The following is a 16,738-nucleotide window of genomic DNA, read 5'->3' on the forward strand; positions in this document are numbered from 1 at the left end:
TTTAACCCTTTAATAGTTTGTTAGTTTTGTACCTGGATAGTAGAACGAAAGTATGGAAGAATATGAGTTTCCAGATTCTGCTCTAGCTTTGGCACCGTATTGGCTCATGCCAATGCCGTGACCATATCCTTTTCCTGAAATCGTAAAGTCATTTGTATTGTTTTTGACTGACGCAAATGTGCTCTTCACCTTTGTTGCGCCCATGATGGATCTAAACTCGGTCATCTTCATACTTGCCGTTGTACTTTTGTTTACTGCATATGTGCCTGTTTTATTTTTCAGATGATATGTCAGCTTGATTGATACCGTCTTCGCACGTTGTCCTTTTGTTTTTCCTGAGAACGTCAGGCTTGAGATGGATGCAATCTTCATATCAGATGCAGCTGTTTCTTTGTTTTTGAGCAGCCATGATTTGAGACCAGCAAGATCCGTTGCATTTGTCTCTTTTGCCTTAGACCACTGAGATGCTGCTGTACTAGCAGTCAATGTTGTGCCTAGCTGTTTTTTAGAGAGTTTTAATGTCCATGCATTGATCGGATCTTTTGTATCCTTTTTGGCCACTAAGTACGGCAGTGCATTTGCCCACACTTCTTCACTTGCCTCTGTATATCCGCCATTACTAGAATAATAGGTGGCTGAAATGAGCTGATTGTTGTATTTCAGTACTTTCCCTTTTGTGGCATCGACAGCTTTTGTCGAATTTGTGTACCAGTTATATCCTCCATATACTTGGAAGGCAGTTGTATCAGGTACGACTTTTCCAATACTTTTCACTGAATACGTTCTAGCGGCCACTGCCTGTGCTTTTAGCGCTTCAACATGCCAGCTTGCAGGCATTTCATTTGGTACCACGCCTTTTAGATAGTCTTCAAATGGAATATTTTCGAGAGTCGGCCTGATATAACCTGATTCAATTGCAAAGTTGACGCTGCCTAGGTAAGGCTTCCCTGCAATTTGAAGGATATTTTTCGTTGAATATTTCTCAGGAACAACTCTTACATTGTTATACGTCTTTATGCCTTTTAATGAAATTTTTCCGTTAGAAATATTCAATTGGTAGTTTTGATTTTTTTTCAGATAGACTTGTTTGGCTAATGAGTTCTTCAAGCTATCTTTAATCGCACTTGTGCTACCAGCAAGGTGATAAGCATATGTACCCTTTTCTTTCAGCAGTTTTTTTAGTGACGCTGTGACAGAATCCGGTTTCACATACACAACAGTACTATTAGACTTTGCAGCCAATTGAGACAGCGGCATAGCATAAATATAGCTAGAGGCTTTTGCCAAATAAACTTTATCTGCATTGATATTTAATTTCTTCATTATATTCACAGAGAGTTCATAGCGATTGGCACCACTGATTCTTGTTACCTGTGACGTTTTTTTAATTTGATTCTCTACTTTTTGTCCCGTACTTTTCGTACTACCGATGATGATGACTTTGCTTGGCAGCTTGTAAGACGGAATGGAATCTTTTTTTGTTAAAAGGATTGGGTATCCCTTTCTCGATGCATAGGATGCAATCGCAATCCCATTCATAAATGAGTTTCCACCGACAACGACAGCTTGCTTATAGTTACCCATTTCTTTAGCAATTTTTTGGGAGATTTCAAACTTGTCTTTTCCACTAATGCGTCTGACCTTCCCATACTTTTTAATAGATTTCTCAGCAGCTGTTGAAATACTTTTCGTGTTACCAACGATCAGGATGTTATCCGGCTTCATTTTCTTCAGCTGGTTTTCAGTTGTTTTTGTTAGTTTTTCAATGTTTGTATACAAAATGGGTGCGCCTAGTTTGTAAGCTAACGGTGATACAGAAATGGCATGATCAAATGCATCACGGCTCACAATGACAACTGTTGATGGATTCTTCCAGCCGGCAGATGCGATGCTATTGGCAACTTCGTATCGATTTTTGCCATCATATCTTTTCGTGACAGCCACATTCGATCCTGACAGCTTGTATTCTCCAGCTGTGGATAGATCCATCGTTTTTTTATTTCCGATATAATTAGACAATTTCACTGAAATTGTCGAGCTAGCCAGGGCAGACTGAAAGGGTGCGATTAGTAGAGTCATTGTCATGAGAACAATAAGTGTAAAGCCTGTTTTCTTCAATTTTGTTCATCCCGCCCATCTTTTTTACTTCTGTTTTTCAATCTTTTGAATTTCCTTTTGACCACTGTCATTGATAAAGTAAGAGATTGCTACTTTGTCTCCTGGTTTGAATTCATTTAACACATCTTTAAAATTATCCGTAAATTCATAGCTTAAGGTCGTATTCACTTTTTTCACTTCGACTGTATGTGCATCAGCCATTCCAATAAATTCAGCTTTTTCTTCCAGCACCTGAGGAGTTGAACTGCTTGTGTTGTTTTCTCCCGAGGACTGCTCAGCCGTTCCACATGCTGTGAGCACGATACCAAGTAGTAGTATTAAGAACGGTAAAACGACGATTTTCTTCATTTTTTTCACCTCATGTCTTTGTATCGTCTTATAACTTAATATTTTAAGGTAAATTTAAGGTTTTTTGAAACCTTTTTTTTGTTACAACGTCTATATCTAGGTTCAGAGTAAAAAAATAACTTGTTTATCAAGATTCGTAAACCTATAATCATGGAAGAATCATAGAAAAGGTGAGGGACATTATGAGAGCTGAAAGAAAACGAAAGAAGAAAAAGGTTCTTTGGATTGTTTTATCGATTATTGGCTTATTCGTATTAGCAACTGGCGGATATGCATATCATCTTTGGAATACAGCAGCATCAACCGTGGCAGGCATTCAGGAGAATTTAAAGAAGTCAGATAAGCGTGACAAAGATGTCGATTTAAATAAGAAAGACCCGATTTCTATTTTAGTCATGGGTGTTGATGAAAGAAAAAATGACCGCGGCCGTGCGGATACATTAATATACATGACCGTTAACCCAAAAACCAAAACGACTGAGATGGTGAGTATCCCGCGTGATACGTATACGAAAATTGTCGGAAAAGGCACAATGGATAAAATCAACCACTCCTATGCATTCGGCGGCACACAAATGGCAGCTGATACTGTAGAGGAATTGCTTGATGTACCTGTTGATTACTTCGTGAAAGTCAATATGGAAAGCTTTAAGGATATTGTCGATACACTTGGCGGCATTACAGTGAACAGCACATTCGCTTTCAGCTATGATGGTCATTCATTTGGTACAGGGGAAATTAATCTAAATGGCGATCAAGCCCTCGCCTACACAAGGATGAGAAAACAAGATCCAAAGGGTGACTTCGGACGTCAGCAAAGGCAGCGTCAAGTCATTGAAGGCATCATTGCTAAAGGGGCAAACATTTCATCTATTACGAAGTTCGGCGATATGTTCAAAGTCGTGGAAAACAATATGAAGACTAATATGTCATTTGATGATATGTGGACGATGATGAATGACTACCGTGACGCAAGACAGCGTGTGAAGCAGCACGAGCTGAAAGGAACGGGAGCACGCATCAATAATATCTATTATTATCAGCTTGATGATAGCAGTTTGGCTAAAGTGAAGAAGGAATTGAAGGACAGTTTGGAGCAGTAAAAAAAGAAGACTACATGAATGTAGTCTCAGATTGTTGACAAAGGGCTAAAATGGTTTTTATTTTAGCTCTTTGTCTTCTTTTTTTATGATTTAAATGGGGCAGGTTTTTCTTCACTTAATCCAAATCGATGGAGGAGCTCCTCGACAATTCGTCTCGATGCTTGTCCGTCACCATAAGGGTTAGACGCCTTCGACATGCTGTCATACTCCTTCTGATCTACTAGCAGCTCTTTAGCCATTTTGTAAATGGTCTCTTCATCCGTACCTGCAAGCTTAAGTGTGCCTGCTTTCACGCCTTCTGGACGTTCTGTTGTATCACGGAGCACTAAAACTGGCTTCCCTAGAGAAGGCGCCTCCTCTTGTACACCGCCAGAATCCGTTAAGATAAAGTGCGAAGCGGCAGCAAAGTTATGGAAATCAACGACTTCAAGCGGTTCAATTAAGTGTACACGATCGAGACCGCTAAATTCTGTCTGAGCTGCATCACGTACGGCAGGGTTTAAATGAACAGGATAAACGACCTGAACATCTTCAAACTCTTCTACAACACGTCTAATGGCTCTAAACATATTTTTCATCGGCTGGCCGAGATTCTCTCTGCGGTGGGCCGTTAACAAAATCATTTTATCCGTGCCTATTTTCTCTAAAATAGGGTGCTGATAATGCTCAGTAACTGTTGTTTGCAGGGCATCAATCGCTGTATTCCCTGTCACACAAATGGTCTCTTCTTTTTTATTTTCAATTAAAAGATTCTGCTTCGCTTCCTCTGTAGGAGAGAAATGAATATCGGCAATAGTGCCTGTCATTTGACGATTCAATTCCTCTGGGAACGGCGAATACTTATTGTGTGTTCTCAATCCTGCTTCGACGTGCCCAACTGAAATTTGGTGATAAAATGCTGCCAAGCTTCCTGCAAAGGTTGTTGTAGTATCCCCATGGACAAGGACAATATCAGGTTTTTCTTCTTGGAATAATTGGTCTAGCTTTAACAGTGCATTTGATGTGATTTCAGATAATGTCTGGCGCTGCTTCATGATGTTTAAATCATGATCTGGCGTAATTGAAAAAGCCTCAAGAACTTGATCAAGCATTTCTCTGTGCTGGGCTGTCACAGTGACAATCGAATTTATCAGTGGATGTTTATTTAATTCAAGGACAAGTGGTGCCATTTTGATCGCTTCAGGTCTAGTACCGAAAATAGTCATTACATTTAGTTTTTTCACTTGTTTAATCCTCTTTCCTAGTATAGTACTTTCAATTATACACAATTTGGAGGATAAATTTAATGGTATAAAAAAAGAAATTTACATTGAATTAACGTTAAATTTCTCTTTCCTTTACATTTAACATATAAAATATGAATTATCTAAAATTCATTTTAGTGAAATCATTTGTCTTTCCTATGATTTGTAAGTTACACTTTAAACAGACGACCACGAACAAACATTGAGTGATTAAATCGGTTATCTATGTAAGGAAGGTGCAAAGTTCATTGAAAAAAGTACGTAAAGCCATTATACCAGCTGCAGGTCTTGGGACACGTTTCCTCCCTGCAACAAAAGCTATGCCTAAAGAAATGCTGCCAATCGTTGATAAACCAACCATTCAATATATTATTGAAGAAGCTGTTGAATCAGGAATTGAAGACATTATTATCGTCACTGGAAAAGGAAAAAGAGCCATTGAGGATCATTTTGATTTTGCACCAGAGCTAGAGCGCAACCTAGAGGAAAAAGGGAAGAGCGAGCTTCTAGAGAAGGTGAGAAAATCCTCTAACATTGCTGACATTCATTACATACGTCAAAAGGAGCCTAAAGGACTTGGACACGCTGTTTGGTGCGCACGCAACTTTATCGGTGATGAGCCATTCGCCGTTTTATTAGGTGATGATATTGTTCAAGCGGAAACACCAGGGCTTCGCCAGCTGATGGATGAATACGAAAAGACCCTTTCATCTGTGATTGGTGTTCAGCAGGTAGCAGACAGCGATACGCATCGCTACGGGATCATCGACCCTCTTACACAAGAAGGACGCCGCTACCAAGTGAAAAACTTTGTAGAAAAGCCGCCGCAAGGTACAGCACCATCCAATCTAGCCATCTTAGGCCGATACATTTTCACGCCAGAGATCTTTATGTACCTTGATCAGCAAGAAATTGGTGCAGGCGGGGAAATTCAACTGACAGATGCCATACAAAAGCTGAATGATATCCAGCGTGTATTCGCCTATGATTTTGATGGAAAACGATACGATGTCGGTGAGAAGCAAGGCTTCATCGAGACAACTCTCGAGTTTGCCCTTCAAGATGAGGATCTGAAAAAGAAACTCATTCCATTTATGAAACAGCTTCTCGAAAAAGAAGAAGTGAATTAAAAAAAGCTGCCGGAATCGGCAGCTTTAGATTGTTGACAAAGTGCTAAAATGATGTTTATTTTAGCACTTTGTCTTCTTTTCAGCGTGATAGAAAACCTTTGAAGTCTAGGAAGGGCGAGCACTGGCTGAATATTCGTGAGCACCAGCGCGCAGACCTGACAACGAATGCGAGGGTTTGTCTACACGCTGAAGCTGTCGGAATCGGCAGCTTTTTATTTCATCACTGAAATCGTCAGTGTATGCTGTTCATTATCAATGACAAACAGATTGCTTTCGCCCTTTACTGCGAATTTCGTTTGTTTCTCATTCATCCAAACCTTCTGTTCTGGCAGTCCAAGTGTCGAAGGAGAGATCGGCATCACCTCATGAAAGACAATAGCATTTGCTTGACCATTTTGAATGACATAGTCAGTTTTCTCTGTGGTCAATCGCTCAATCGTACCGCCTTGATCACTTTTGATCGAGCTCAGCGTTTGCATTTTTTGCTTAAGCACAGATTCCTCTTTTCCAAGGAAAGAAAGTAAATACTCATACGAGCCAGCAGATGCGGGCGATACATACGAGTTGAACTGTCCAGGTCCAATGGATAAAGACTTTAATTCCTCTGCAGGTTGAAGCCCTTCAGGTTTGACAAAATACGTCTCTGATGCTGTTTTGATTTGAACGGTTTGTTTATTTTCAGCGACAGCTTGTATCTCTTGCCCGAATGGCAAAGTGACACCTGCCTTCTTTTTCATGGCTTGATCTTTGTACACCGTGAGTGGATCTGCCTTGACAAGCGTCTGTCGATCCACCTTTTTCATATCCGGCGCCCCTTTTGTTAGCTGGTTCTTTGACTGAGGCGATTCTGTCTTATCTGCTGGGATGGCGCCAAACGTCGCCAGTGTACGAAGTGGACGATCCGAAAACATCGATAAGGCAAGTAAAATCGTTAAAACAGCTATTATCGTCACTTGAAAGGCTGGTCCAAAAAAGGAACGTCGTTTTCCGTTCTCATCATATCGAGACACCTTCTCTGTCTTTTTTTGTACACCTTTGCGACCTTCTTTGTGTTTCAATTGATATTCTTTTTTTTCTTTTTTAGAAAGCTTGTTAAACCATTCAACAAACTCCTTATACTCTTTCACGACCTTCTTCGTCTCATCAAACATACGAAGCTCACCATAATGCATCCAAGCCACTCGGTCACAGATTTTTTGAATTTGGCTAATGGAATGGCTGACAAAAAAGATCGTCTTCCCTTGTTCTTTAAATTCTGTGATTCGATCCACGCATTTTTGATAGAAGGTTTGGTCACCAACAGACAACGCTTCATCAATAATCAAGATATCTGGATCGATATGCGCTGAAATGGCGAAGCCAAGACGTGACTTCATTCCGCTTGAATAGCTTTTCACAGGCTGATCAATAAAGTCACCAATATCCGCAAACTCTACGATTTTTTCATATAGTTCGTCTATCTCTTTATTCGTCAGCCCCATCATCAAGCACTTGAGGCGAATGTTGTCTTTCCCGCTTAATTGGTTGTTTAGCCCTGCCGCAATGGCAATTAACGAAGGCTGACCGTCCATATCAACTTCACCACTTGTCGGTGGAATGATTTTCGCAAGAAGATTCGACATCGTTGATTTTCCAGATCCGTTGATCCCTACAAAACCAATCGTCTCGCCTTCATATACATCAAAGGACACATCACGAACAGCAAAGAAACCTTTTTCATTTTTATTAGGAAAAAACAGCCCTTTAATCTTATCTGACTGCTTTTTATATAGGACGTATTGCTTGGATACGTTTCGAAACGAAACCTTTAGTTTCATCGTATAATCTCCTTACTTTTTAAAGAAAATCGACAAATTTATCCCTAAATTTCATATGAAGCAATGAACCGACTGTTAAAAGAAGTAGCGTGATCAGCCAAAAATAAAGCGTATATTTCACATCATGGAAGAACCATTCTCCCTTTAACAAGCTATTTCTAAAACCATCAATAATGTAGAAAAGAGGATTCAATTTTAGTATATCCCCGATCCATGCTTTGTCTCCAGTGAGCTTCTCTGAGATATTCCAAAAAATCGGCAGCAAAAAGAAAAGTAAACGTGTCACTGATTGTAAAAGAAATTGATAGTCTCTCACGAGTACGCTAATCGTGGAATTAAACAAACTAAACGAAAACATAAACGCGATCATACAAATAAGATAGTATATATATTGTAGCCAATGCGCATCAGGATATATGCCATAGGAAATCAGCACAATCAGATAGACACCCATCATGACAAAGTAGCTGAACAAGTTGGACATAATCACTACAGACGGCAGCGCACTAATCGGGAAATTCATTTTCGATACCATATTAATACGTTTAAACACACTGTTTGATCCATCAAGTATCGTCGGACTAATGAAGAACCAAGGGATTAATCCAGCCAGCATCCAAATGATAAACGGAACTTCCATCCCTCCAATGACAATTGGCTGTCCTCCGCGAATTCCCAGACCAAAAACAAACCAGTAAGCCAGCATTTGAATCAATGGATTTAAAAACTGCCATAAAACACCTAAATAATTCATCTGATATTTTGATTTTGTTTCATAAACAGCAAGTCGCATAATCAGCGGAAATGAGCTGATTTGCTCCTTTAATATCGTCAACATTGCGTTCATTCTAATCTTCCTTAGATATAAGTTTTTGGGATTACTTTTTTAAAAAGCACCGCTCATAATTGTAACAGATAACGATACACATTTCATCTTATAACAAAAGTCATGCACGTCAAACTAGAAGACAAAAACCCCCTGAATCCTTTCAATCGTTGATTCAGAGGGTCCTCACATATTAGATAATTTGGTGTTCTTTTAAGAAATCCGTAATTCTTTTCGTATTCTGATTATCGTTAAAGCTGTTGATTTTCAGGTATTTTTCTTTATATTCATCTTCCACAACATACTGACAATCGATCGCATGTTTCACGATTCGAATCAGCTCTTGTGTATTATATGCTATCGGTCCTGGTGCATTTTCATCGTTTACAGGAGGAATCGCCTTATACTGTCTAATCAAGTAATCTTTTTCTTCCCAATAAAAAATAGGGTAGGCACCTCTATATTGTGCATCATAAATAGCAGATGAATAATCAGTAATAAACACTTTTGACACTTTTAGCGCTTCCGATGGGTTATCAGAAATAATATGTTTATACTGAGGCAGATTTTGATAAACGTACTGTGAAAATTTGTTATGCGGTACAATTAACAGACGATCAAGAAGACCTGCTTCTTCAAAGCTTTTGATGATTTTAATTAGAACTCTATAGTAAGATGTTTCTTCAATTCTATTCGTATAAATAAGTCCCTCTTCCCAATATCGGTAAGTTGGCATAAAGGCGATCTTATCTGCACCTTCTACTAATTTGGCATGATCAAAGGTTGCCAGACCTGTCAAAATCAAATCCTCACGATCATAGTTCATTTTATAAAATTCACCGGCCTCTAATTCAGAGCTGATGACTGATTTATAAATATTGTATTGATTCTTGTCTTTATGGAATCCAAAGGCCATTGGATTATCAACCGGTTTAGCAAACATAATGCCATGCTGTAAAAAGACGAGTGGGACACTCATGATTCTCTCTCTGAGATGGTCAATATACAACCTATCATTCAGAACATGGTTAGATAATTCACTTGATATAAAATAACTGGCATTAAATATACTTAAATAATGTCTGAGACTATATTTCGGTATGATACCCTTTCCATATTTCGCTTTCAATGCTGGATATGCGTTTGATTTCTTATTAAGAATAAAGTAATTTTTTGAGTCTGTTTGACAATTTTCCTGTACATAGTCATACACTCTAATAGCTGATTCATCTGCTTTATCACTCTTTTTCTCAAAAAACAAATTCACACGATACTTTTTGTCTTTATAGAATGATGATAGGATACTCGCTATTTTTATTTTCACTTTACTAAATAAAGAATATTCCTGTGAATAAGGAATAATGGTTGATGTCACATTTCCAAATAGATTGGTTCTTAGGACTTGCAGCTTGTCCCCATTCTTTTTCGTGATATATGTTTTGACCTTCTTATCCCTCTTTTTCAACCTTAAACTATGGATAATTCGGTGATCATTTCCTACGAACAAGTTATTGTGGATTCTGCTGTCTAAATCAAGATCATTTAACGAAATTTTAAAGAAACCATATCTTTTCAAGAATTTAATTTTTCTAAATGGTCTTATAAATTTTGCCAGCTGATGTTCAGAGTTTCTAATGTAAAGATATTCATATTTTTGGTCTGAATTATACGCATAATGCGTCAATCTTCCAAAAACATAAAAACTATTAAACAAACTAAAGATGCGTAATCTCGATGTATGTTTAGTAACGAGATATGGGTTTCCTCTCACTAAGTATACGCCATTCGTTCTGACATAGATGTAATATCTTTGCTTATTAATCACCAAGATATTAAGAATATTGTCATCTTTGAACTGGTCTAAGGTATCTTTACCAAAAACTTTTAGCGGCTGATATCTAGGAACGAGTCTAAAGTTGACGATTTTCTTTTGATCCGTCACTTTATTTAAAATTTTGATTTGATTACGATTATTCACAATCACTTCAATATCTTTATGTTCCTGCATCACATCAAACAAAATTTTCCTTACATTTAGTTCTTTATTCTGACAGTCATAGGTAATCACAAAGTGGAAAGCACTGTATTGAATAAAGGAGATATCCTCAAATCGTCTATCTGCCTCTTCGATGGGCAAATCTATTTTATAATTGCAATTGATTTCATCTACATTCAGCAGCCCTGAAAATAATAACAATTCCTTTTCGCCGCTGTATAAGCCGTAGCGATCTAACCCTAATTGCTTGACATAAATATCAGCAAATTGATTGTTAATTTCAATAGGAAGTATTTGATCCGGCTGGATCATGTCTGAGCATTCTTTGACAATATACAGGTTATGCTCCTTTGCATAGAGATAGATCATTTCATTAGAATTGTCTATTGTGGATTCAAAAATCATCTGATCCTTTACATCAATTTCACAAATCCACTTTGACTCATTTACATTTAGCTCTTTAAATTCAAAAGTGCACAACTTCTCTATGTTATCAATATATATAACTAACTTGTGTTCATCTAAATTAAGAATTTCTAAAAAATTATGATAAAGTTTGTACATTGAAGCACCTCTATATTATTTTCAGCAAATTTACATTACCGGATAATCTTATCTAAATTTAGCATGTTTACTGTTAAAATTCTATGTTTTTTTATTTTTACCATAACTTTTAAATATGTGTACATTGGAATAAAAAACACAAAAAAGTACCGTTCAAAGGTGAAGAACGGTACTTTTTAAACTATTTTTCAGAAAACACCACTTCCACCACACGCTTCGAAGACTCCCCACTCTCTAAGTAACAGAATTTCTCATAAAACGGTGCGAATGAAGCTGGCAAAGTAAAGGTTGGCTGTTCTGTTTCTCTTACCCAGTCAATGACGCTGGCTGTTTCTTTCACAAGAGGTCCAGGTGCTTCCTGTTCAAAGTCGAAGTAGAAGCCTCTCAGCTTGTCACGATATGTTTCGATGTCTGGCACATAGAATAGCATCGGACGTTTAAGGTTTGCATAATCAAAGAATACAGATGAGTAGTCAGTGATGAGCAGATCAGAAATCATATAAAGATCCCTAATATCTTCGTAATGAGAGAAGTCATAGGCAAAGCCTTCATATGGTCCTAAATCAAAGTTTTCAGCGACTAGATAGTGCATACGCAGAATGATAATATATTCATCTCCGATAGCGGCTCTCAGCTCATGCAAATCAAGGTCTAAATCAAATTTGTACTGCCCTTTTTTATAAAATTGATCGTCTCTCCATGTCGGAGCGTATAAGATCAATTTTTTATCAAGCGGCAGGTTCATCTTTTGTTTGAGTGCTCTCATCGTTTCTTCATTGTTTTGATTGTGAAGGAAGTCATTTCTCGGATATCCTGACTCAATCATGGTCTTTTGAAATTGGAAGGCACGTGTGAAGATTTCAGTCGAGTAAGCATTTGGTGAAATGAGATAATCCCAATTCGACGCTTCCTTCGTGAAATTCTTTTTGTACTTCTTCGTGTTTGTTCCTGGCATATGCACCTCGTCCATATCCATCGCCAGTCGTTTTAACGGCGTACCGTGCCATGTCTGCAAGTATGTTGTATGCTCTGGTTTTGGAATCCACAGCGGCAAACGGCTGTTGACGACCCAATACTCAGCTCTTGCCATCGCAAAAATCCATTTTAATGACAGACGATTGATATAGTAAATATCCTTTTCCTTAAACGGTGCTTCGTGCCCTTTTTTCACGCTCCAGATCAACGTATATTCAGGATGATTTTCTTTCATATACTCATAGATCCCACGTGGGTTACAGCTAAATTGTTTTCCATTAAAGCTTTCAAACATAACGGTTTTCTTTTTCACAGACAGCTTGCTCGCCAGCTGAAAGGTCGTTTTAAAGGTCCTTGTTACAAGACGGTTACGGACTTTTTTGATTTTACCGATTTGCTTTTTGAACTTCTTCCACTTGCTTTTGACATAGTACTTCGCACGTGTTTTCATTGTATAATCATTAATTCGAATGCCAAGCGTTTGTCTTTTTTTCTTTCGATACACCTCATATCGAATCGGTACATCATTTCTTTTATGAATTTGAACAAGCCCTTTGAGTTTGTTTGAGCGATCTCCAAGGACTAAAGAAGTGGTCGTTAAAGTCTCCTCTACTCCACCTACATCGCAAATAAATTCAAAATAGAAACGATATACAAAACGTTTGTTTAACGAATAGGTCAATTCCTCTAAAGGAACTTCTGCTAGAAATTGATAAAGCTGAGGTACCTGTTGATCATCACGGTATTTGACCACTTCATCTTTTATTGGGGTCATATTTACCGGAAAGCGATGCTCAATTGGCTCTTCGCCATTTCTCTTCACTAGAAGCTTTACTTCCTTGATTTCATAAGGATGCTCTGCACTGAGAACGCCTGCATAACCAGATAAAGATAACGTACATTCTTTGCTGAGCTCGATATGATTGAATTTCACAACCTTTAGCTCACGCTTGATTTTAAACGATGCATTTCCTTTATCCGTACGATACGGGATGACATACAGCATCGCGTCTTTATTTTCTAAATAAGTCAGCTCTGGCTTCTCTATTTCCATTTTTAAACGGCGTTTATAGTATGGCGTCTTCTCTTCTACTTCGGCATGATCCGTTTCTTTTAGTTCTTCTTCCTCTTCTTCTGAATCAGAATCATAGGCTGAGTCCTCAAGCTCGTCCTCATCCTCTTCTTTGTTTGCACTCAGATAGTCTGTCACATACAGGTTGTATGTCTGACCCTGCTCTAATGCAAGCGGAAGCGATGGTTCACTCAATACCAATTTGAATAGATTGTCTTCTTGATGAACAAGCGGAAGGAAAAGCTCTTGTTTTGATACCCTTTCCCTCATAAACAAATAAAATTCTCTATCTGTTAATGGCATGTCATCGTCGATGCGAATAAGCATTTCTAGTTTCTCATGATGATTTTTTAACCCTTCAACGACACTCTTCTTATGAATTCCCTCTTCAATCATTAATCGTTAATCTCCTCTGTTCAGAAATCTTACCGTTGTGTTGTCACATTATTTTACTTTCCAAGAATAGTTTCCTTGTTTCGTTTGATACGACCACCCATCGATTAACGATGGTTTATTGGTGAGCAGCTCTTCCTCTACTTCTAGACGCTGCAAAACTTCCTGAAGTTCTTCTGTTTTAAAACGAATGTAAAAATCAACGTATTTTGTTTGATTGGTTTCAATGTTTTTCTTTGTTTGAAAATGCCCAATTGGGAAGCTGACTTGATGGTTTTCATCGATTGTTTGAGATATGATTTCAGCTCCATTCACTCGATCATATCCTGCGAAATCGATTTGCACATGATCTGCATGACTCATTTCGTCCTTCAGCTCAAGCTGAAGATGAAGAACATGATGTTCAGCGCTTAGATCACGCAAAACCCATTTCATGCGGTCCACGATCCTTCTCAGTTCATCTTTACGCTCACGATTTTCGAGCATATGATGTAGCCTTGTATTCCAAAGAGACATTTCATCAGAAGGCACAAGATAAAAATAGGCTTGTTCTCCCAATACCTTCTCAACATCTACCTTATGCTTAGTATCTCCAAAGAAGACGGCATCCACTTGCTGTTTTCTTATTTGTTTAAATAATTCTTCATATTGAGAATTGAGTTGATGCGGATCTTCTTCATAATGTGCGTCATGTACAAATGCAGCATAATACGTTGTTTCGGGCTGATCGATTTTAAACAGGTGACGGTCTTGATCCCGGTCTTCTGTAATCATCAGTTTCAAACGGTCATTTTGTGTTTGAATACTAGATAACCATCGTTGCTTTATATCTGTCTTCTTTGTAAAAGTTTGAATTCCTGTTTTTTTATACCAATTAATATGCCGTACTGGATTCTTTTTTGTATCTCCAGGGTAGATGATCTCCATATAGATATTGCCATCGTCATTGATTAGTTCTTCCAAGTATAGGGCACCTGTATGAGGAACAAAGCTTTGCACTCTGCACAAAACGCCCTGCCAATTGTACTCTTCCCTCTTTACTAATTCCTGCTCTTCATTATATTGATCAATATAACAAATAGGGGAAGATGGCAGTTCATATCTCGTCACCTGCACTGTTGATTCTTCTGCTGGCATCACTGCTTCATTGATCGATTGAAAAGATGTACCGATGATAAATTCCGAGTAACGCCTTTTACTTCCGCTTTCCGGTAGAATATAGTGCTCAAATACATTCAAGATGTCAACTTGGTGCAGAAGGGTCTCCTCCAAGCTATGAATATGTTCTTTCACATTTGCATCATAATTCAAAGTTAAAATGGCATTACGTTTATGTTTGTCAGCCAATGGCTTTAATCTTGCTTTTAAAGACTTCGTTAAGTGCTCATCCTGTTTTGGTACATCACCCATGATAAAGTAGTAGTCCATATCAGGCATGTCAACTGATGTCATTGTTTCATGTTGTTCAGGTTGATCCAATGTGTGTTCAACTTTTTTCTTCATCCAATTTTGAAACAAAGGAAGCTCTCCTTAAAAATAATGATAACTTGCTCATTGTATTTTACATGAAAAAGCACTTCTCACCAAAAGATAAGAAGTACTTTTTTTGATCTATTAAAGTCCAGCAATTTCTTCCTTAATTTGTGTTGTCGAGATGCCTTCTGTTCTTTTCAAGTACACGACTTCGCAATGCTCTTTTAAGAAATCGAATTTACCTTCCCAGTCATCTCCCATGACAAACACATCAATATCGTGCTCTTGCACGTCACGGACTTTTTGATCCCAGCTGTTTTCTGGAATGACTTCGTCTACATAACGAATCGTTTCAAGAATGAGCTTTCGATGCTCGTAGCTATGATAAGCCTTTTTTGATTTTTGTAAGTTAAACTCATCTGTCGAAATGGCCACCACTAAGTAATCTCCAAGCTGCTTTGCACGTTCGAGCAGCTTAATATGCCCCCAGTGTAATAAATCAAATGTACCGTAAGTAATAACTTTCTTCATCGCAAACATGAACTCCTTTCTTCATTCCTTATTCAACTGCTTTCATGCAGTAACGTTTATCCGTAATCCTATGATCTTCGTTCGTATTTTTTCGCTCTTCGGAACCTCATTATATCACAGCGCCCATCAAACGTTAAGCAGATGTAAAGACAAACTATTTCCAATTTATTGGGCGCAGAAGCGAAAGTCCGAAGAATCAATGTTTCTCGCAGCAGCCTCCTTATGAATTGATGAAAATGTCATGAAATTTAAAGGTTTGTAAAGTTATTGTTAATATTTCATGGAGCATCTGTGATAAAATGATGAGTAGACGAAGAATGAATTTACAATGAACGTTCATAGATAACAAGATGAAAAAGGAGGTCTAAACAATGCAAACAGAAGTGGTCTCTAACCTTTCTTATGTAAATGGCGACCTAGATGAATTTATTAGCTATATGAATCACCATCATATTTCTCAAAGAAGAGGCGCCATGATTGCGACTGTCAATCCAGAGATTGGCTATGCTGTTATGAAGGATCAGACGTATCATCAAGTTGTCTCTTCTGCGGATTATGTGCTGCCGGATGGTGTAGGCGTCGTCTTAATGTCACGTTTGACACAAAGTCCGCTGAAGTCAAGAATTGCTGGCTTTGATGTCTTCATGTCTATGCTTGATCTAGCAAACAAGCAGTCTAAAAGTATCTTTTTATATGGGGCGAAAAAAGAAGTGCTTGAGGCTGTTAAACAGCGAATTGATACGGAATATCCAAATGTGGTCATTGCAGGAAGCTGTGACGGTTATCAAGCCGATAAACGTTTCGTAGCAAAACAAATCGCTCGCTCGAAAGCAGATATGGTGTTCGTTGCTTTAGGTTATCCAAATCAGGAGAACTTTATTTATGAATACCGTCATTTATTCCCGCAGGCTGTTTGCATCGGTTTAGGCGGAAGCTTTGATGTATTTAGCGGAACGGTGAAGCGTGCACCACGCTGGATGATTAAAACAAATACAGAATGGCTGTACAGACTTGTTGTGAATCCATGGAGATGGAAGCGAATGTTGAATATTCCTAAATACGCTTTTGCCGTATTGAAAGAAAACAAAGGAAAAAAACGTTACTATCCTGAGCAAGTAAAGGATCAGACGAAGCAGCTGTGAGAGACT

The 16,738-nt window shown here is 38.2% G+C and carries 12 protein-coding genes; 3 read left to right on the plus strand and 9 right to left on the minus strand.

Annotated elements, in window-relative coordinates; translation table 11 throughout:
* Positions 1–9 precede the first annotated feature (9 nt).
* Both QRN39_RS13100 and QRN39_RS13105 read right to left on the minus strand, forming a co-directional pair.
* On the minus strand, positions 10–2,118 hold the full coding sequence (locus QRN39_RS13100) for a SpoIID/LytB domain-containing protein (protein WP_284907385.1): 2,109 nt from the start codon (positions 2,116–2,118) through the stop codon (positions 10–12).
* A 24-nt stretch (positions 2,119–2,142) separates the two neighbouring features.
* The gene (locus QRN39_RS13105; RefSeq protein WP_284907386.1) at positions 2,143–2,466 is read right to left on the minus strand and encodes a LytA; all 324 of its coding nucleotides are present in this window, start codon (positions 2,464–2,466) and stop codon (positions 2,143–2,145) included.
* 182 nt (positions 2,467–2,648) lie between these two features.
* On the opposite strand from QRN39_RS13105, the gene tagU reads away from it, so the two are divergent.
* Complete coding sequence (gene tagU / locus QRN39_RS13110) at positions 2,649–3,569, plus strand: polyisoprenyl-teichoic acid--peptidoglycan teichoic acid transferase TagU (protein WP_050944362.1); 921 nt, start codon at positions 2,649–2,651, stop codon at positions 3,567–3,569.
* Positions 3,570–3,652: 83 nt separating this feature from the next.
* Here tagU and wecB read toward each other — a convergent pair whose 3' ends face one another.
* Positions 3,653–4,792, minus strand: coding sequence for a non-hydrolyzing UDP-N-acetylglucosamine 2-epimerase (gene wecB, locus QRN39_RS13115; protein WP_050944364.1), 1,140 nt, complete (start codon positions 4,790–4,792; stop codon positions 3,653–3,655).
* Positions 4,793–5,061: 269 nt separating this feature from the next.
* Here wecB and galU point away from each other — a divergent pair, with 269 nt between their 5' ends.
* Positions 5,062–5,943, plus strand: coding sequence for a UTP--glucose-1-phosphate uridylyltransferase GalU (gene galU / locus QRN39_RS13120; RefSeq protein ID WP_284907387.1), 882 nt, complete (start codon positions 5,062–5,064; stop codon positions 5,941–5,943).
* Between the two features lie 212 nt (positions 5,944–6,155).
* Here galU and tagH read toward each other — a convergent pair whose 3' ends face one another.
* From tagH to tagD, 6 genes are all read right to left on the minus strand, one after another.
* Positions 6,156–7,760 (minus strand): teichoic acids export ABC transporter ATP-binding subunit TagH, encoded by a 1,605-nt coding sequence (gene tagH, locus QRN39_RS13125; protein WP_284907388.1) that lies wholly within the window; start codon positions 7,758–7,760, stop codon positions 6,156–6,158.
* Positions 7,761–7,779: 19 nt separating this feature from the next.
* Positions 7,780–8,607 carry an ABC transporter permease gene (locus QRN39_RS13130; protein ID WP_003213689.1) on the minus strand — a complete coding sequence of 276 codons (828 nt, stop codon included), beginning with the start codon at positions 8,605–8,607 and terminating at the stop codon, positions 7,780–7,782.
* Positions 8,608–8,779: 172 nt separating this feature from the next.
* Positions 8,780–11,146, minus strand: coding sequence for a CDP-glycerol glycerophosphotransferase family protein (locus QRN39_RS13135; protein WP_212045595.1), 2,367 nt, complete (start codon positions 11,144–11,146; stop codon positions 8,780–8,782).
* 181 nt (positions 11,147–11,327) lie between these two features.
* A complete protein-coding gene (locus QRN39_RS13140) occupies positions 11,328–13,589 on the minus strand; it encodes a CDP-glycerol glycerophosphotransferase family protein (protein ID WP_212045596.1) in 2,262 nt (753 codons plus the stop codon).
* Positions 13,590–13,637: 48 nt separating this feature from the next.
* Positions 13,638–15,104 (minus strand): alpha-glucosyltransferase N-terminal domain-containing protein, encoded by a 1,467-nt coding sequence (locus QRN39_RS13145; protein ID WP_284907389.1) that lies wholly within the window; start codon positions 15,102–15,104, stop codon positions 13,638–13,640.
* A 96-nt stretch (positions 15,105–15,200) separates the two neighbouring features.
* A complete protein-coding gene (gene tagD / locus QRN39_RS13150; RefSeq protein ID WP_008343212.1) occupies positions 15,201–15,590 on the minus strand; it encodes a glycerol-3-phosphate cytidylyltransferase in 390 nt (129 codons plus the stop codon).
* Between the two features lie 371 nt (positions 15,591–15,961).
* Between tagD and QRN39_RS13155 the strand changes: the two genes are divergently transcribed.
* On the plus strand, positions 15,962–16,732 hold the full coding sequence (locus QRN39_RS13155; RefSeq protein WP_003213336.1) for a WecB/TagA/CpsF family glycosyltransferase: 771 nt from the start codon (positions 15,962–15,964) through the stop codon (positions 16,730–16,732).
* Positions 16,733–16,738 lie beyond the last annotated feature (6 nt).

This window comes from Bacillus sp. lyk4-R2A-2 (assembly GCF_030209735.1).
Classification (GTDB): Bacteria; Bacillota; Bacilli; order Bacillales; family Bacillaceae; genus Bacillus; species Bacillus pumilus.